The 17,171-nt window shown below is 71.9% G+C and carries 16 protein-coding genes; 9 read left to right on the forward strand and 7 right to left on the reverse strand.

The window, feature by feature from the left end:
- Window positions 1-144: 144 nt before the first annotated feature.
- Both ACFRFC_RS00005 and ACFRFC_RS00010 read right to left on the reverse strand, forming a co-directional pair.
- Window positions 145-2,178 (reverse strand): alpha-1,4-glucan--maltose-1-phosphate maltosyltransferase, encoded by a 2,034-nt coding sequence (locus tag ACFRFC_RS00005; RefSeq protein ID WP_382679256.1) that lies wholly within the window; start codon window positions 2,176-2,178, stop codon window positions 145-147.
- A gap of 134 nt (window positions 2,179-2,312) precedes the next feature.
- A complete protein-coding gene (locus ACFRFC_RS00010; protein ID WP_382679259.1) occupies window positions 2,313-2,609 on the reverse strand; it encodes a DUF5133 domain-containing protein in 297 nt (98 codons plus the stop codon).
- 304 nt (window positions 2,610-2,913) lie between these two features.
- On the opposite strand from ACFRFC_RS00010, the gene ACFRFC_RS00015 reads away from it, so the two are divergent.
- A complete protein-coding gene (locus ACFRFC_RS00015) occupies window positions 2,914-3,426 on the forward strand; it encodes a pep a2 (protein ID WP_382679263.1) in 513 nt (170 codons plus the stop codon).
- A 68-nt stretch (window positions 3,427-3,494) separates the two neighbouring features.
- Window positions 3,495-5,639, forward strand: coding sequence for a glycogen debranching protein GlgX (gene glgX / locus ACFRFC_RS00020; RefSeq protein ID WP_382679266.1), 2,145 nt, complete (start codon window positions 3,495-3,497; stop codon window positions 5,637-5,639).
- Window positions 5,640-5,649: 10 nt separating this feature from the next.
- On the opposite strand, the gene ACFRFC_RS00025 is transcribed toward glgX, so the two are convergent.
- Both ACFRFC_RS00025 and ACFRFC_RS00030 read right to left on the reverse strand, forming a co-directional pair.
- Entirely contained in the window at window positions 5,650-6,456 is an 807-nt protein-coding gene (locus ACFRFC_RS00025) for a VOC family protein (protein WP_382679269.1), read from the reverse strand.
- Window positions 6,457-7,030: 574 nt separating this feature from the next.
- Window positions 7,031-7,813 carry a SigB/SigF/SigG family RNA polymerase sigma factor gene (locus tag ACFRFC_RS00030; protein WP_382679272.1) on the reverse strand — a complete coding sequence of 261 codons (783 nt, stop codon included), beginning with the start codon at window positions 7,811-7,813 and terminating at the stop codon, window positions 7,031-7,033.
- A gap of 273 nt (window positions 7,814-8,086) precedes the next feature.
- On the opposite strand from ACFRFC_RS00030, the gene ACFRFC_RS00035 reads away from it, so the two are divergent.
- From ACFRFC_RS00035 to ACFRFC_RS00050, 4 genes are all read left to right on the forward strand, one after another.
- Window positions 8,087-8,572, forward strand: coding sequence for a MarR family winged helix-turn-helix transcriptional regulator (locus ACFRFC_RS00035; protein ID WP_382680157.1), 486 nt, complete (start codon window positions 8,087-8,089; stop codon window positions 8,570-8,572).
- A complete protein-coding gene (locus ACFRFC_RS00040) occupies window positions 8,569-9,408 on the forward strand; it encodes an ABC transporter ATP-binding protein (protein WP_382679275.1) in 840 nt (279 codons plus the stop codon). The genes ACFRFC_RS00035 and ACFRFC_RS00040 overlap by 4 nt, the downstream gene beginning before the upstream one ends.
- Window positions 9,368-10,228: an ABC transporter permease gene (locus tag ACFRFC_RS00045; RefSeq protein WP_382679278.1), complete on the forward strand. Its 861-nt coding sequence runs from the start codon at window positions 9,368-9,370 to the stop codon at window positions 10,226-10,228. The genes ACFRFC_RS00040 and ACFRFC_RS00045 overlap by 41 nt, the downstream gene beginning before the upstream one ends.
- A 214-nt stretch (window positions 10,229-10,442) precedes the next feature.
- Window positions 10,443-10,970, forward strand: coding sequence for a hypothetical protein (locus ACFRFC_RS00050; protein ID WP_382679280.1), 528 nt, complete (start codon window positions 10,443-10,445; stop codon window positions 10,968-10,970).
- 23 nt (window positions 10,971-10,993) lie between these two features.
- Here ACFRFC_RS00050 and hemC read toward each other — a convergent pair whose 3' ends face one another.
- The 3 genes from hemC to ligD all read right to left on the reverse strand — a co-directional run bounded on the left by hemC (window position 10,994) and on the right by ligD (window position 14,063).
- Window positions 10,994-11,929 carry a hydroxymethylbilane synthase gene (hemC, locus tag ACFRFC_RS00055; protein WP_382679283.1) on the reverse strand — a complete coding sequence of 312 codons (936 nt, stop codon included), beginning with the start codon at window positions 11,927-11,929 and terminating at the stop codon, window positions 10,994-10,996.
- Window positions 11,930-11,993: 64 nt separating this feature from the next.
- Window positions 11,994-12,770, reverse strand: coding sequence for an NPP1 family protein (locus ACFRFC_RS00060; RefSeq protein ID WP_382679287.1), 777 nt, complete (start codon window positions 12,768-12,770; stop codon window positions 11,994-11,996).
- A 300-nt stretch (window positions 12,771-13,070) separates the two neighbouring features.
- Window positions 13,071-14,063, reverse strand: coding sequence for a non-homologous end-joining DNA ligase (ligD, locus tag ACFRFC_RS00065; RefSeq protein ID WP_382679290.1), 993 nt, complete (start codon window positions 14,061-14,063; stop codon window positions 13,071-13,073).
- 199 nt (window positions 14,064-14,262) lie between these two features.
- On the opposite strand from ligD, the gene ACFRFC_RS00070 reads away from it, so the two are divergent.
- The 3 genes from ACFRFC_RS00070 (at window position 14,263) to ACFRFC_RS00080 (ending at window position 17,156) form a co-directional block, all read left to right on the forward strand.
- On the forward strand, window positions 14,263-15,042 hold the full coding sequence (locus tag ACFRFC_RS00070; RefSeq protein ID WP_382680158.1) for a response regulator transcription factor: 780 nt from the start codon (window positions 14,263-14,265) through the stop codon (window positions 15,040-15,042).
- 672 nt (window positions 15,043-15,714) lie between these two features.
- Complete coding sequence (locus tag ACFRFC_RS00075; RefSeq protein ID WP_382679293.1) at window positions 15,715-16,944, forward strand: cytochrome P450; 1,230 nt, start codon at window positions 15,715-15,717, stop codon at window positions 16,942-16,944.
- A 17-nt stretch (window positions 16,945-16,961) separates the two neighbouring features.
- Entirely contained in the window at window positions 16,962-17,156 is a 195-nt protein-coding gene (locus ACFRFC_RS00080; RefSeq protein ID WP_382679295.1) for a ferredoxin, read from the forward strand.
- Window positions 17,157-17,171 lie beyond the last annotated feature (15 nt).

Genomic DNA, 17,171 nt, shown 5'->3' on the forward strand with positions numbered 1-17,171 from the left:
CGACGCCGTCGCCGTTGCTGTCCTGGAAGGAGCGGACGAGGACCTCGTAGAAGACGGCGCGTTTGAACCATTCCGGGTCGCGGTCCTGCGCGGGGGTGTCCTCGAAGGTGTCCGGGACGGGCTCATTGACTGTCATCGGGCGGGTCACCCTCCGTTTCGCGATGCTGCGGACGCCGGGCCGGCCTGCGGTGCGTGCAGTGTGTGGGGTGTGTGGGGTGCTCGTCGTAGTACGTGGAGCACATGGGCCGGGGTCCGGCCGGGGTCCAGGCGCACATAGTTGGCGCTGCCCCAGGTGTAGGTCTCGTCCGAGAGTTCGTCGTGGACGGTCAGGGCCGCGCTCTCGTCCAGGCCGAGCCGGGGCAGGTCCAGGAAGACCGTGGCCTCCTGGACCTGGTGGGGGTCGAGACTGACGACGGTCAGGATCCGGTCATCGCCCGCGCACTTGCTGTACGCGATGACGGACTCGCTGTCCGTGCGGTGGAAGTGGAGATCGCGTAGCTGTCTGAGGGCGGGGTGGCTTCGCCGGATCTCGTTGAGCCGGGTGATGAGGGGGGCGAGTGAGCGGCCCTCGCGTTCGGCGGTGTCCCAGTCGCGGGGGGTGAGCTGGTACTTCTCGGAGTCGAGGTACTCCTCGCTGCCCTCGCGGAGGGGGGTGTTCTCGCAGAGTTCGTAGCCGGAGTAGATGCCCCAGGTGGGGGAGAGGGTGGCGGCGAGGACGGCGCGGGTCTCGAAGGCGGGGCGGCCGCCGTGCTGGAGGTAGGCGTGCAGGATGTCCGGGGTGTTGGTGAAGAAGTTGGGCCGCATGTAGGAGGCCGTCTCGCCGGACAGTTCGGTGAGGTACTCGGTCAGCTCCTGTTTGGTGTTGCGCCAGGTGAAGTAGGTGTAGGACTGCTGGAAGCCGATCTGGGCGAGGGTGTGCATCATCGCGGGGCGGGTGAACGCCTCGGCGAGGAAGATGATGTCGGGGTCGGCGGTGTTGATCTCGTCGATGACCCGTTCCCAGAACATGACGGGTTTGGTGTGGGGGTTGTCGACCCGGAAGATCCGTACCCCGGCCGTCATCCAGTGCCGTAGCACCCGCACGGTCTCGGTGATGAGGCCGTCGAGGTCGGTGTCGAAGGCGATGGGGTAGATGTCCTGGTACTTCTTCGGCGGGTTCTCCGCGTGGGCGATGGTCCCGTCCGGGCGGTGGTGGAACCACTCGGGGTGTTTGTCCACCCAGGGGTGGTCCGGGGAGCACTGCAAGGCGAAGTCCAGGGCGACCTCCAGGCCCAGTCCCCTGGCCGTGTCCACGAACCGGGTGAAGTCCTCCAGCGTGCCCAGCCCCGGATGCACGGCGTCGTGCCCGCCCTCCGGCGACCCGATCGCCCACGGCACCCCCACGTCCCGAGGGCTCGACGAGAGGGTGTTGTTGGGGCCCTTGCGGTACGTCGTGCCGATGGGATGGATCGGGGGCAGATACACCACGTCGAAGCCCATCGCCGCGATGGCGGGCAGCCTGCGCGAGGCCGAACGGAACGTGCCGTGCGGCTCGGCCGCTGTCCCCTCCGAGCGCGGGAAGAACTCGTACCACGACCCGAAGAGCGCCCGCTCCCGCTCGACCAGCAGCGGCAACGGCACCGACGCGGTCACCAACTCCCGCAGGGGATACCGGGCGAGCACCGCCTCCACCTCCGGCGTCAGCGCCCCCGCCAGCCGCTCCAGGACCGGACGGTCGTCGTCGCGCAGGGAGTGGGCCGCGCGCAGCACCGTGGCCCGGCGCGCCCGGCCCGGGACGCCCGCCGCCGCGCGCTCGTGGAGTTCGGCGCCCTCCTCCAGGACGAGTCCGGCGTCAATACCGGCCGGGACCTTTACGCGGGCGGCCTTCCGCCAGGTCGTCAGGGGGTCGCTCCAGGCCTCGACGGCATAGGTCCAGCGGCCCGTGGCGTCCGGGGTGACGTCGGCGCCCCAGCGGTCGGTGCCCGGGGCCAGTTCACGCATCGGCGTCCACGGTCCGGGGCGGCCCTCGGGGTCGACGAGGACCACATTGGCGGCGACGGCGTCATGGCCCTCGCGGAACACGGTGGCGGTGACCTGGAAGGTCTCGGCCACCACCGCCTTCGCCGGGCGGCTGCCGCCCGCGACCGCCGGGCGGACGTCCCGTACGGGGATGCGTCCGATGGTCGGACTCGCGCTCATGGTCCTCACCTCCGTCGTGCTCGAAGCCGGGCCCATCGGCGGCCCGGCTGGGGAACTGCGTGAGGGGAGATGACTACCTCCCCGCGGAGATGACTACCTCCCCGCGGAGGCGACTACCTCCCTACGGGAGGTGACTACCTCCCCGCGCTGGTGGGCAGGGCCGTGGGGGGACCCCGCCGGGCGGCCCGGCCGAGATGCCGACGCCCGTTCTGCTCCTGCAAGTACGTGGTCAGGGTGGTGCGCAGATAGCGCTCGGCGGCGTCCGCGGCCTCCCGCGCACACCGCTTGCCCATGAGCACGCACAACGTATAGCCGGAGTCCTCGAAGACGGCCCGCACCGCGCGATCGGCGGGTGAGGCGAGCATCATCCGTTCCCAGGCCCGGTACCGCCCCAACTGCCGGGTGACCTCGGCCTTGGCGGGTAGCAGCATGGCGCGGTTCACCTTCCGGGCGACGAAGGCACGCTCCCGACCCTCGGGCGCCGCTCGAAGCCTTCACTCATGGTGCACGCGCGGCGACGCAGCGTCTTGTTGGAGCTTCAACAATCTCAGATGTGTATGCATTTATCTCAAATGTGCGCTCAGATGCGACGGAGGCGCGCTCGTGTTGCACGAATGGCCTAGCGCAAGCACTGTGGAGTTACTCAGAAGCGATCGGCGCTCACGTTTCGTGTTCGGGGCCGGGTCCGCCAGGGCCGGGAGACACGGGAGCGCCGCGGGTGAGGAGCCGACCACGATGAAGAGTGCAGTGCCCTGCTACTACCACGTCGATGTGGAGGTCAGCCCGGAGCGCGTCGGACAGGTCCAGCGCATCCTGGCGGCCCATTTGCGTCACTGGGATCTCGACCCGCTCGTCGACCCGGTCTGCGGCAACACCGGACTGCTGCTGGAGGCCATCGACGCCCACGCCACCGACAAGACGACGTCGATCGAGCTGTGGTGGAACGGCCAGCATCTGATCACCGCCATCGGCGAGAACGGCGGAGAGCTGCGCCCGGACCAGGAACTGCGCGGCTGCCTGGAGTGGATCGCCGCGATGAGCGACGGCTGGGGGTGTTGTGCCACGGGCAGCGGCGGCAGAGTCATCTGGTTCTCGCAGCGGGCCCGCGACGGGGAGCGGGTCCCGCTGGTGCCGACCGGGCCCGGGCCACGGCTGCGCGCGGTCCTCCCGGTGCCCCGCGCGACCCCGGTCGCCGCCCTCGCCGGACCCGGGCCCCGGCAGGGCGGCATCCTGGAGGGCGCGCGGTGACACGGTCCCCGTACCGAGCGAAGTCCCCGTACCGAAAGAAGCCCCCGCACCGAGGGAAGAAGGAAGGGATGCCCGTGTGGAGCGGTCACCCCTATCCGCTGGGCGCCTCCTACGACGGCGAGGGCACCAATTTCGCCCTCTTCAGCGAGGTCGCCGAACGGGTCGACCTGGTGCTGTTCGACGACGACGGCGACGGTGAGTATGAGGGTGAGGGGTCCGAAGGCACCCGCACCCGGACCGTGCGCCTCACCGAGGCCGACGGTTTCGTCTGGCACGGCTATCTGCCGGGCATCGGCCCCGGTCAGCGCTACGGCTACCGGGTGCACGGCCCCTGGGACCCCGCGGCCGGTCACCGCTGCAACCCGGCCAAGCTGCTGCTCGACCCGTACGCCACCGCCGTGGCCGGGCAGATCGACAATCACCCCTCGCTGTACGAGCGCGCGGCACGCGGGCCCGACCCCGGCGACAGCGCGGGGCACACCCCGCTCGGCGTGGTCACCGACCCGTACTTCGACTGGGGCGACGACCGCCCACCGCGCCGGCCGTACGCGGACAGCGTGATCTACGAGGCCCATGTCAAGGGCCTCACCATGCGCCACCCCGAGGTGCCCGCCGCACTGCGCGGCACCTACGCCGGGCTCGCGCACCCGGCGGTGACCGGGCATCTGACCTCGCTCGGGGTGACCGCCGTCGAGCTGATGCCGGTCCACCAGTTCGTGCAGGACGGTGTCCTGACCGACCGGGGGCTGTCCAACTACTGGGGCTACAACACCATCGGCTACTTCGCGCCGCACAACGCCTACGCGGCGGGCGGCGGCCGAGGCGAGCAGGTCACCGAGTTCAAGACCATGGTCAAGGCGCTGCACGCGGCCGGTCTCGAAGTGATCCTCGACGTCGTCTACAACCACACCGCCGAGGGCAGCGAACACGGCCCCACGCTCTCCTTCCGGGGCCTGGACAACGCCTCGTACTACCGGCTGGTGGACGGCGACTGGGGCCACTACTACGACACCACGGGCACCGGCAACAGCCTGCTCATGCGCCACCCCCACGTCCTCCAGCTGATCATGGACTCGCTGCGCTACTGGGTGACCGAGATGCATGTCGACGGCTTCCGCTTCGACCTCGCGGCCACCCTGGCCCGGCAGTTCCACGAGGTGGACCGGCTCTCCGCGTTCTTCGACCTGATCCAGCAGGACCCGGTGATCAGCCGGGTCAAACTGATCGCGGAGCCGTGGGACCTGGGAGAGGGCGGCTATCAGGTGGGTAACTTCCCGCCGCTGTGGTCGGAGTGGAACGGCCGGTACCGCGACGCCGTACGGGACTTCTGGCGGGCGGAGGAACACACCCTGGGTGAGTTCGCCTCCCGTCTCACCGGCTCCTCCGACCTCTACCAGCACAGCCGCCGACGGCCGCGCGCCAGCGTCAATTTCGTCACCGCGCACGACGGTTTCACGCTGCGTGACCTGGTGTCGTACAACGACAAGCACAATGACGCCAACGGCGAGGACGGCCGCGACGGCGAGAGCGCCAACCGCTCCTGGAACTGCGGGGCGGAGGGCGAGAGCGACGACCCGGCCGTCCGGGAACTGCGCGCCCGCCAGCAGCGGAACTTCCTCGCCACCCTGCTGCTGTCCCAGGGCATCCCCATGCTCGGTCACGGCGACGAACTCGGGCGCACCCAGGGCGGCAACAACAACGCGTACTGCCAGGACAACCCGGTCTCCTGGGTCGACTGGCGGCTCACCGGCGAGCGGCGGGCGCTGCTCGGCTTCACCCGCCGGCTCATCGCCCTGCGCGCCGCCCACCCCGTGCTGCGCCGCCGCCGGTTCTTCCGCGGCGAGACCGTCACCCACGCCGGTCAGCCGCTGCCCGACCTGGTGTGGCTCGCCCCGGACGCCCGCGAGATGACGGAAGGGGACTGGCGGCGCCCCGACGCCCACACCGTCGGTGTCTTCCTCAACGGCGACGCCATCGCCGAACCCGACGGGCGCGGACACCGGGTGGTGGACGACTCGTTCCTGCTGCTGTTCAATGCCCACTGGGAGCCCGTCCGCTTCCGGCTCCCCGACGCCTCCTTCGGCGCCCACTGGACGACCCTGATCGACACCTTCGACGCCGAGAACACCCCGGACGAGACCGAGCACAAGGCGGGCACGGTGGTGGGCGTGGGGGAGCGCAGCCTGATGCTGCTCTGCCGGGTCCGCTCCTGACGGAGTCCCGCTACGGGCCGCGCTGGGACGTCACCGTGAACTGGGCGCCGTCCGGGTCGCGCAGGATCGCGCTCTCGCGGTCCGTGGACAGGACGCTGCCGCCGTGCAGTTCGGCCGCCCGGACGCAGGCCGGGATGTCGGTGACGGCGAAGTGGACCTGCCAGTGCGGGCGGATGGTGGGATCGGGGGCGGCGCCGAGCGCGCCCGACTTGATCCGGGCCACCACATCGCCGCCCCGGCGCAGCACCACCTCGTCGCCCTCGTAGTGGACCTCGCAGGAGCCGGGCCGGTCCGAGGCCCACTCCAGGACCTCGCCGTAGAAGATCGCCGCGTCGAACGCGTCCCGCGTGTGCAACCGTATGAACGCCGGTGCCGAGCGGTGCCACACCTCCCAGTGGCCCACCAGCTCGCCCTCCCACACCCCGAACGTGGCCCCGTCCCGGTCGGCCAGCAGCGCCGCGCGTCCCGGCGGCAGCGAGATCGGGCCGACAGCCGCCGTGCCGCCCCGTTCCTTGGCGCGGGCGACGGCCTTGTCCGCGCTGATCACGGCGAAGTACGGCGTCCACGCGACCGCCATCTGCCACATCGCGGCCACCGCGGCGACCCCGGCCACCGGCACCCCGTCCACCAGGGCGATCCGGAAGTGGTCGCCGAGGGTGGCCGGCCGCCAGCGCCAGCCCAGCACCGCGCTGTAGAACGCGGCGGTGGTGTCGAGATCGCGGCTGGTCAGACTGACCCAGCAGGGCGTACCGAACACGGCCCGCGTGGTGACGACGTCCGCCACGGGCCTCGCGCGGGTAGGGGGGTGCTGATTCATGGCGCTCGTCCTGCTCTCGTCGGCCGTCGGCACTCGGCCGATCCGGTCAGTCAGCTCCCAGTCTCCGTCCGGATCGGCTCCGGGGCCCGCCGGGCACGTCCGGGCGCGGTTGTCCGGCGGGTGTGGGTGTCTGCGTCGGCTTCGGGGCCGCCGGGCATGTCCGGGGGCGGTTGTTCGGCGGGTTTGCGTCTGGGTCGGCTTCGGGGGGTGTCGGGGGTGTTCGGGCGGGGTTGTTCGGCGGGTTTGCGTCTGGGTCGGCTTCGGGGGGTGTCGGGGATGTCCGGGCGGGGTTGTTCGGCGGGTCTGCGTCCGGGTCGGGTTCCGGGGGCCGCCGGGCATGTCCGGGCGCGGTGTTCGGCCCGTCTTCGTCCGGATCGGTTCCGGGGCCTGGCCCGGGGCCCGCCGCGCCCGCGTGCCCGCCCGCCGTGCCCGCCCGCGCGGGGTCGTTCACCCGGTCCTGGCCCGCCCGCCCGCGCGTGCGCCGCGAGCCACGCCCGCCCGCGCGCGGTCGGTTCGCGCTTCTTCGCACCGTCGGCCTGATCCTGGGTGTCACGCCCGCCCACCCGGGGTCGGTTCACCCCGCCTCCGCCAGCACCTCCTCCCGCAGCCGGGCGCAGCACCCGCTGAGCAGCCGGGAGACATGCATCTGCGAGATGCCCAGGTGCTGGGCGATCCGGCGCTGGGTCATCCCCCGGTAGAAGCGCAGGTAGAGGATGGTCCGCTCGCGTTCGGGCAGCGCGCGCAGACACGGCCGTACGGCGATCCGGTCCACCACCGTGTCGTAGCGCGGGTCGCTTCCGCCCAGGGTGTCGGCGAGGGCGTGGCCGTCGGTGCCGGGCGGCTCGGCGTCCAGGGACAGGGCGGTGAAACAGTCCAGCGCCTCCAGACCGGCCCGTACCTCGCCCTCGCCGAGGCCGGTGTGCGCGGCCAGCTCGGCGACGGTCGGCGACCGGCCCGACTGCGCCAGCTCCCCGGCGGCCCGGCGCACCTGATTGCGCAGCTCCTGGACCCGGCGCGGCACATGCAGCGTCCACAGATGGTCCCGGAAGTGACGTTTCAGCTCCCCGGTGACGGTCGGCACGGCGTACGCCTCGAAGGCGTGGCCGCGCCCGGGGTCGTAGTGGTCGACGGCCTTGACCAGGCCCAGCGCGGCGACCTGGTACAGATCTTCCAGGGTCTCGCCGCGGCCCCGGAACCCGACCGCGATCCGTTCGGCCATCGGCAGCCAGGCCCGTACCAGCTCGTCCCGGAGCGCCTTGCGCGCGGGTCCTTGCGGCAACCGGGTGAGCCGGGCGAACGCGGCGGCGGTGTCGGGGGCGTCGTCGTGCGGGTGCTGGTTCCTGGCGCTCTCGCGCATGGGGCGCACCTCCCTCCACCGGGCTCCGGCGTGCGGTGCGGTCCGGCCGCACCGGGGTCGCGCAAGCGCCGGGCGGCGCCGGGCAGCGCTGAGGTGGCGATGCCCGGGCATAGCGTCACTGAAACGGACGAATGCCTGCAAAGGGGTGGGTGTGGCCCCTGATGGTCCGCCGCCCCTGGCCGCCTCCCGCCCACCTCCAAGAAAACCGGGACCGTTCTTGACCTCCCCTTGGGGCAATACCTCTGTAGCAGAGCTAACGTTGCCCATATGGACATGGGCATGGACCTGGAATCCGGCACCGACCCGGAGACCGGCATCGACACCTTCCCCGAGCAGCTCGCGGACGCGCTGGTCGGCGTGCAGCGGCTGATCCGGCGCCGGGTGCGCGCCGAGATGCCGGACGCCCGGCTGCGCGGCGCCGAAGTGGAGCTGCTGCGCCTGGTGACCGCCCGGCCCGGCATCCGGATCTCCGAGGCCGCCAGGAAGCTGGGCCTCGCGGGCAACTCGGTGTCGACGCTGGTCAACCAGCTGGTCCGGGACGGCTGGCTGGTCCGCGAGACCGACCCCGCCGACCGCCGGGCCGCCCTGCTGCTGCCCACCCCGGCCGCCGAGACCCGGCTCGCGGCCTGGCGCGGACGCCGCGCCGAACTCGTACGGCAGCAGGTCTCCCGCCTGGACGACGCGGACCGCGAGGCCCTGCGCGCCGCCCTTCCGGCGCTGCGCCGGCTGACCGACACCCTGCGTGAGGAGGACGCGTGACCACCGACAGCGCTGTTTCCTGTACCGGACTGACCTACGCCTTCGGTCACACCAAGGCCGTGGACTCCCTGGACCTGACCGTGCGCGAGGGCGAGGTCTTCGGACTGCTCGGCCCCAACGGCGCGGGCAAGACCACGGCGATCCGCTGCATCACCACCCTGCTGCCCGTTCCCGCCGGAATGGTCCATGTCTTCGGCCACGACTCGGCCACCGACAAGATGGGCGTCCGCCGGATGCTCGGCTATGTCCCGCAGCAGCTGTCCGCCGACGCGGGCCTCACCGGCCGGCAGAACGTCACCCTGTTCGCCCGCGTCTACGACGTCTCCCGCCGCGAACGCGCCGAACGGGTCCGGCAGGCGCTCGGTGCCGTCGGTCTCGCCGACGCCGCCGACCGGCTCGCCAGCACCTACTCCGGCGGTATGGTCCGCCGCCTCGAACTGGCCCAGGCACTGGTCAGCGCGCCCCGCCTGCTGATCCTGGACGAACCCACGATCGGCCTGGACCCGATCGCCCGCACCGGGGTGTGGGAGCACATCAACGCCGTACGCGAGGCGACCGGCATGACCGTGCTGGTCACCACCCACTACATGGACGAGGCCGACCAGTACTGCGATCGCGTCGGCCTGATGCACCACGGCCGGGTCCGCGCCCTGGGCACCCCCGACGAACTGCGGCACGGACTCGCCGAACGCCGGGCCCGTACCGCATCCGCCACCGGTCCGCTGCCGACGCTGGAGGACGTCTTCCGGGACGTCGCCGGAGGCGGCCTCGAAGACGAGCCTGGAGGTTTCCGCGATGTCCGAAGCACCCGCCGCACCGCCGGCCGTGTCGGCTGACACCCCTCTCACCGGTGACATCGATCTGCTGCTGAAGCCGCCGTCGCCGCGCGCGGGCTGGCGGCTGCTGCCCGCCCGGGTCGTCGCCATGTGCGCGGTCGAGCTGCAAAAACTCAGCCACGACCGCACCGAGCTGTACACCCGGGCCGTCCAGCCCGCCCTCTGGCTGCTGATCTTCGGCCAGACCTTCACCCAGATCCGCGCGATCCCGACCGGCGGCGTCCCCTACACGGACTTTCTGGCCCCCGGCATCATCGCCCAGTCCGCGATGTTCATCGCGATCTTCTACGGCATCCAGATCATCTGGGAGCGCGACGCGGGCATCCTGAACAAACTGCTGGTCACCCCGACCCCCCGGACCGCCCTCATCACCGGCAAGGCGTTCGCGTCCGGCGTCAAGGCGCTGATCCAGGCCGTCGTGGTGATCGTCATCGCCGCCCTGCTCGGCGTCTCCCTCACCTGGAACCCGCTCAAGCTGCTCGGCGTCGCCGCGATCGTCATCCTCGGCTCCGCCTTCTTCGCCTGTCTGTCGATGACCATCGCCGGGATCGTCCTCAACCGGGACCGGCTGATGGGCTTCGGACAGGCGATCACCATGCCGCTGTTCTTCGCCTCCAACGCCCTGTACCCGGTCGCCATCATGCCGGGCTGGCTCCAGGCGATCAGCAAGGCCAACCCGCTGAGCTACGAGGTCGACGCCCTGCGCGGACTGCTGATCGGCACGCCCTCGCACCTCGCGCTCGACTTCGGGGTACTGGCGGTGGCCGCCGCCGTGGGCATCGTCGCCGCCTCCTCGCTGCTCGGCCGGCTCGCCCGCTGACCGGTGCGCCGGTGTCCCGGCGGCCGGGACGCCGACGTGATGTACGGCACGTGCGGGCCGGACGCCGTCCGGCCCGCCGGGAAGTTCTCCCTGGGCACGGCTTGATCACCGAATCACCAGCGGATTTTCCCTGATCACAGCGCCTGCTACCTATTTGACAGTCCGCCGGACCCACGGATAGGAAGCAGCTCTTGGAGTGCGAGGGGTGCAAAAGGTGTACGAGCCGAACGTGGTCGGGGACTGGCAGGAGTACGACGCGCGTGCCGGTCTGCGCGTCCGCGTCCACGGACTGCACGCGCAGGAGCCGCCGGGCGGACGTGACGCCGCCGCCGAGTCACTGACGTACTTCAGCCTGCGCGTGACCGTCGAGAACCGCGGCCCGGAGCGCTTCGGCATCCATCTGGAGGACGGCCAGCTGGACATCCGCATCGGCCCCGACGGCGAGAGCGCCTTCCTGGACTGGCGCAACTCCCAGTTCATCGAGGGCTACGACATCTACCCGCTGCGCCGGGCCACCGCCGTCCTGTTCGCCGCCGGACCCGAGGCGGCGCTGGCGCGCGTGGACATCCAGGTGCATCTGCGGATCGACGAGGAGTGGACCGACCGCCGGATGTGGTCCGGCGGCCTCGGCCTCCAGGAGGACGGCACCGGCCCGGCCGCGGCCACCGCCCACGAGGGCGAGGGCCTCGCCTGCCAGGTCACCAACTTCCTGCGCGGCCAGGCGGAGGAGGGCACCGCCTGACGGGGCCGCCCGCCGGCCGGGACTCAGTGCGCGATGGCGTCGATGATCTCCCGGGCACCCTGCCGCAGCAGCGCCACCGCCACCGACGTACCCAGCGTGGCCGGATCCAGCCGACCCGCCCATTCGTGGGCGTTGAGCCGGGTCTTGCCGTCCGGGGTGAAGACACACGCCCGCAGGGACAGTTCCCCGCTGGCGTCGACGCGCGCGAAACCGGCGATCGGGCTGTTGCAGTGCCCTTGCAGCACATGCAGGAACATCCGCTCGGCGGTGGCCTCGCGATGGGTGTCCGGGTCGCCGAGCGCGCTGACCGCGTCGATCACGTCGGTGTCGCCCTCGCGGCACTGGAGCGCCAGGATGCCCGCGCCGATCGGCGGCATCATCGTGTCCGGCGAGAGCACCTCGCTGATCACGTCGGGCCGCCCGATCCGCTCCAGACCGGCCGCCGCGAGCAGCAGCGCGTCCGCGTCCCCGGCCGCGAGCTTCTCCAGCCGCCGGTTGGCGTTGCCGCGGAACGGCACGCACTCCAGCCGGGGGTGGGTGGCGGCGAGTTGCGCGACCCGGCGCACCGAGGAGGTGCCGATCCGGGTGCCCGGCGCGAGGGCGTCCAGCGTCAGCCCGCCGGGATGGACCAGGGCGTCGCGGATGTCGTCGCGCTTCAGGAACGCGGCGAAGACCGTGCCCGCGGGCAGCGGCCGGTCGGCGGGCACGTCCTTCACGCAGTGCACGGCGAGATCGGCCTGACCGGCCACCAGCGCCGCGTCGACCTCCTTGGTGAAGGCGCCCTTGCCCTCCACCTGGGACAGATCGCCCAGCCACTTGTCACCGGTGGTCTTCACCGGCACGACCTCGGTACGGACATCCGGGTGCAGGGCGCGCAACTCGGCGCGCACCCGCTCCACCTGGGCGAGCGCCATCGGCGAGTCGCGGGAGACGACGCGGATCAGTTCGGGGACCGGCATGGGGACACGATAGTGGGTCCCCCTGCCGGTCCCGGTCATCGCCGCCGCACTGCGCCAGGACCCGTCAGGCGTTCGGGTCGAACGCGATCCCGGCAGGCTTGGCCGTCGACAGATGGGAGTTGAAGCTGCTGTCCTTGAGGCCGAAGTTGGCGCTGCCGAAGTCGTACGACGTCAGCTTGTCGCGGATGCCGGCCGGATAGCCGTTCCAGCCGACCAGCGGCGGGTACTGCCAGGCGCCCTCGTGGTTCTCCGGCGGCTCGTCGCCCGCGCTCGCCGCGCGGAAGCAGTGGGTGCTGATGCCGTCCTTGTGGTAAACGATCTTCGGGTGGGTGCCGTCGAAGCGGATCGCCGAGGCGTCGTGCACGGTGAACGTGCCGTGGTTGGACGTCGAGACGTACTTCACCTGGTTGTCCTGCACCCACACCACGACATGCTCCCAGTCGTGGCGGTGGCCGCCGAGGCTGACGCCGGGCAGGGCCTGGTCCTTCTCGAAGTACAGCGCGTAGACGATGCCGCACCAGCCGTTATTGCACTTGTAGCGCGAGTAGCCGTTGGTGTTGTCCAGGTCCCAGGAGTCCCGGCAGCTGCCGTTGAGCGCGCCGGTCGGGTTGAGGCCGGGATTGACCGTGCCGTCCGTGCCGATGGCCGGTGTGGAGTAGCAGCCGTCGGTGTCGTAGTCGTAGGCCGGCTGGAACGTCTGCTCGAACCCGTCGGCGTTGGCCGGGAGTCCGGGCGGCGGGGCGGCGAGCGCGGTGGCGGGGAAGGCGAGGACGAGGGCGAAGGCACCGGCGAGACCGGTCAGCCATCGTCCGGGGTGGAGGGAGGACTTCTGTGACGACAAGGCGTCTCCTCGAAGCTCGAAGGGGGCAGCCCAACGGCTGTGGGGGGAGGGGAAGTTCAAGGAGCTTCAGAGTGCCGCCGCCGCACCCTCCGCGCCAAGAGGGCACAGGCGTCACATCGGTGAAGCGCAGGCCAATAATCTCCGCGATCATGGGACGGTGGCGTCGGCGGAGCGATTTCCGGACGGTGGCGTCGGCGGAGCGATCTCCGTGATCTCCGCGCGGTGGCGTCGGCGGACTGGTCTCCGTGATCTCCGCGCGGCGGCGTCGGCGGAACAGCCTCCGATCTCCGCGCGGTGGCGTCAGCGGAGTTCTTCGGGGAGCAGCGCCGCCGACTCCTCGGGCGTGAGGTCCTGCCGCAGCCGCAGCCAGGAGGGCTGGCGCAGCAGTCCGGCCCGGGTCCGGGTGCTGTGCCGGACCTCGCCCACCAGCCGGGGCAGCACCCAGCGCACGCCCGCGCCGGGCGCTACGGGCGGTACGGGGTCGAAGGGGGCGGCGTCGGAGGCGTACCGCCGCAGCAGCGCGGCCAGTTCGGCGCGCTCGGCCTCGCTCCAGCCGGTGCCCACATTGCCGACGTACCGCAGCCGCCCGGCACCGTCGAACTGCCCGAGCAGCAGCGAGCCGGGCAGTCCGGTGAGCCGCCCCTTGCCCGGCTGCCAGCCGCCCACGACGACATCCACACCGCGCATGTTGCGGATCTTGATCCAGGCCCGCGAGCGGATCCCGGGCTCGTAGCGGGAGTCCAGCCGCTTGCACACCAGCCCCTCCAGCCCGTGCTCGCGCGTGGCCCGCAACGCCTCCTCGCCGTGCCCCACCAGCGCGCCCGGCGTCGACCAGAACGGCCCGGCCAGCCCCAGCGACTCCAGCGCCGCCCGCCGCCGCCGGTACGGTTCCCCCAGCAGCTCGCGCCCCGCCAGATGCAGCACGTCGAACAGGGCCAGATGGACCGGCTCCCGCGCGGCCTTTTGCGCCGCCCGCCCCGGCGCGTGCGCCAGCCCCATCCGGGACTGGAGCGACTGGAAATCGGCCCGCCCGTCCGCGTCCAGCGCCAGCACCTCCCCGTCCAGCACGGCCGGAGTGTCCCCCAGCGCCGTGCCCAGCGCCGCCAGCTCGGGGTAGGCCGCCGTGATGTCCTCCCCGGACCGCGCCCGCAGGACGACGCTCCCGTCCCCGGCCAGATACACCACCGCCCGCTGCCCGTCCTGCTTCGTCTCGTACGCCCACTGCGCGTCCTGCGCGGCCGGCGGCAGCACGCCGGGCGTGGCGAGCATGGGGGCGATCAGGGGGAGGGCCACGCCATGAGGTGTGGACGGCGGCGGGGGCGCTCACGCGCGCAGCGGCCCGGTTTCCCCTGAACGGCGGGCACCCGCCCAGTAGCGGGTCCGCCAAAGTCCCGCCCGTCATCACCCGGATCTTGGCCTGGCAGTTACTTGAGTGGGGCAACCATCACGTGGATTACTGGACTCAGGCAGGCAGGGAGATTGGGTGATCCGCATGTACCCCGTACCGTCGGCAGCCCCCATTCCTCCGGCACCGGGAGGAGCCCGCGATCTCGCGGAGACGCCCGTGCTCGCCCGGGGGGCCGGGCAGCGGGTCCTGGTGGTGGCCGCCGCGCCGGATGTCGCCGAACTGCTCTCGACCACCCTGGCGCTGGCGGGCTACCGGGTCTGTGTCGCCGTCTCCGGCGTGGAGGCCCTGGACCGGGTCCAGGCACAGTCCTTCGATCTGGCCGTCGTGGACGTGCCGCTGCCCGACACCGAGGAACTGATCCGGCTGGCCCGCCGGGCCCCCGGGCCCCGCCCTCCGGTCCTGCTGCTGACCCCGTACGACTCCCTCGGCGGACTCCTCACGGCCCCCGCGCACGGCTGGCGCGACTATGTCACCAAGCCCTTCCGGGTCGGCGAGGTGCTCGCCCGGATGCAGGGTCTGCTGCGCGGCACCGGACCCGGCGGCCCCGGCGACGCGCTGCGCTACGCGGATCTGCTGCTCGACGAATCCCTGTGCCGGGCCTGCCGGGGCACCCGCACCCTCGACCTCACCCCCGCCGAGTACCGGCTGCTGCGCCAGCTGCTGCTCAACGCCCACCAAGTCCTGTCCAAGGAGCAGATCGGCCGTGGCGTCTGGGGCGACGTCCGAGGCGCCAACGCCATCGAGCAACTGGTCTCCCGCCTCCGCCGCAAGGTCGACCACGACGCCCCGTCTCTGATCCACACCCGCCGCGGCTTCGGCTACTGGCTGGGCGGGAGTGAAGGGGCGGCGGGGGTGGCGATGTGAGGCATGTTCCGTGGTGGGCTGGGGGGTGACTCCGTCTCAGGGTGGGTTGCGGTAGGGGTGACTTCGGCTCCCGGTGGGGCCTGGGGGCTTGATTCCGGCTCACGGACCCCGTCTCAGGGTGGGTTGTGGAGCGTGACATCGGTCCGGCGGCGGGGCACAGGAGTCTGATCCCGTCCCACGTGGCCTTAAGCACGGGACTCGGCCCCCGGCGGGAATCCGGGGTTTGACCCCGGCTCAGCGCAGGCTCCAGGGCATGATGTCGGCCCGACGGTGAGGCTCCGGTCCCTGACTCCGCACCAGGCCCGACGACGGACCCTGACTCAGCTCCAGAGCCGCCCGGGGCGTGACCCTGGCCGCCACAAGGCGTGACCTCAGCCCCGCTCCCGGCGCGCACCCACGCCGGTCCCAGCGCGCACCCACGCGACCCCCAGCGCGTACTCCACACCGCCCCAGCGCGTGACCCCAGCCCCGCCCCGCACAACACCCACCACATGACCCCACCCCCCCCGCCAATATGTGACGCCAGTCACGTCAGCCTTCTGTCAGGTAACTGTCCGGACGGCGTCAGTCCGCTCTGCTTGCATGGCCCTGTCGATACCTCGTCCCCGTTCGCCCCGTCATCCCGGCATCACCCCGCGCTCGTACCCGGGGGAGCCCACACCGAGGAGAGACATGGCCGACACGCTGACCGGCGACCCGCACCCCGACGCGCCCCCGGTCCCCGCCTTCCCGATGGCCCGCGCGGCCGGCTGCCCCTTCGACCCGCCGCCCGCGCTGCGCGCCCAGCAGGACAGCGGACGCCTGGTCCGGGTCCGGCTCTGGGACGGCAGCACCCCCTGGCTCGTCACCCGCCACGCCGACCAGCGCGCCCTGCTGCTCGACCCGCGCGTCAGCGCCGACTTCAACCACCCCGGCTACCCCCTCCCGAGCCCGCGCCTGGACAGCGACGCCACCACCTTCATCCTCATGGACGACCCCGAACACTCCCGGCTGCGCCGCATGGTGACCGGGCCGTTCGCGCTGCGCCGGGTGGAGACCCTGCGCCCCGGCGTGCAGCGGATCGTCGACGATCTGATCGACGAGATGCTGGCCGGCCCGACCCCCGTCGACCTGATGAAGGCGTTCGCGCTGCCGGTGCCCTCGCTGGTGATCTGCGCCCTGCTCGGAGTGCCGTACGCCGACCACGACTTCTTCCAGGAGAACAGCCGGACCCTGATCCGGCAGAGCGGGCCCCCCGGGGAGCGCGAGGCGGCCTTCGCCCGGCTCGTCGGCTATCTGGAGGGCCTGCTCGGCGAGAAGGAGGCACACCCCGGCGAGGATCTGCTCTCCGAACTGGCGGGCCGGGTCGTGGCCGGTGAGCTGACCCGGACCGAGGCCGCGCAGACCGGCGTCCTGCTGCTGGTCGCCGGGCACGAGACGACGGCGAACATGATCGCGCTGGGTACGGCCGTGCTGCTCGACCACCCCGAACAGCTCGCGCTGCTGCGCGACACCGACGACCCCGAGCTGATCGCCGCCGCCGTGGAGGAGTTGCTGCGCTATCTGACGATCGCGCACCACGGCCGCCGCCGGGTCGTGCTGGAGGACATCGAGTTCGGCGGTCAGCTCATCCGGGCCGGCGAGGGCCTGGTCCTGCCCAACGAACTCGGCAATCGCGACCCCGCCGTCTTCCCCGACCCCGACCGGCTGGACCTGGCCGGCGGCAACCGCCGTCACGTCGCCTTCGGCTTCGGCGTCCACCAGTGCCTCGGCCAGCCACTGGCCCGCATGGAACTCCAGGTCGTCTACGGCACCCTCTACCGCCGCATACCGAACCTGCGGCTGGCCACCGCCCGCGACGACCTGTCGTTCAAGGACGACGGCGCGGTGTACGGGGTCCATGAACTGACCGTCACATGGTGACCCGGGAGGAGCGAACCATGCGTGTGGAACTCGACGGCGCCAGGTGCGTCTCCTCGGGACAGTGCGTGCTGTCGGCGCCGGACGTCTTCGACCAGCGCGAGGACGACGGCATCTCCTACGTCCGGGACGACACCCCGGGCCCGGACGTGCTGGACGACGTGCGTGAGGCGGTCGGCCTCTGCCCGGCGGGGGCCATCCGGGTGGTGGAGTAGCGGGCGGGCGGCGCG

It is taken from the genome of Streptomyces sp. NPDC056734 (assembly GCF_042790455.1).
GTDB lineage: Bacteria > Actinomycetota > Actinomycetes > Streptomycetales > Streptomycetaceae > Streptomyces.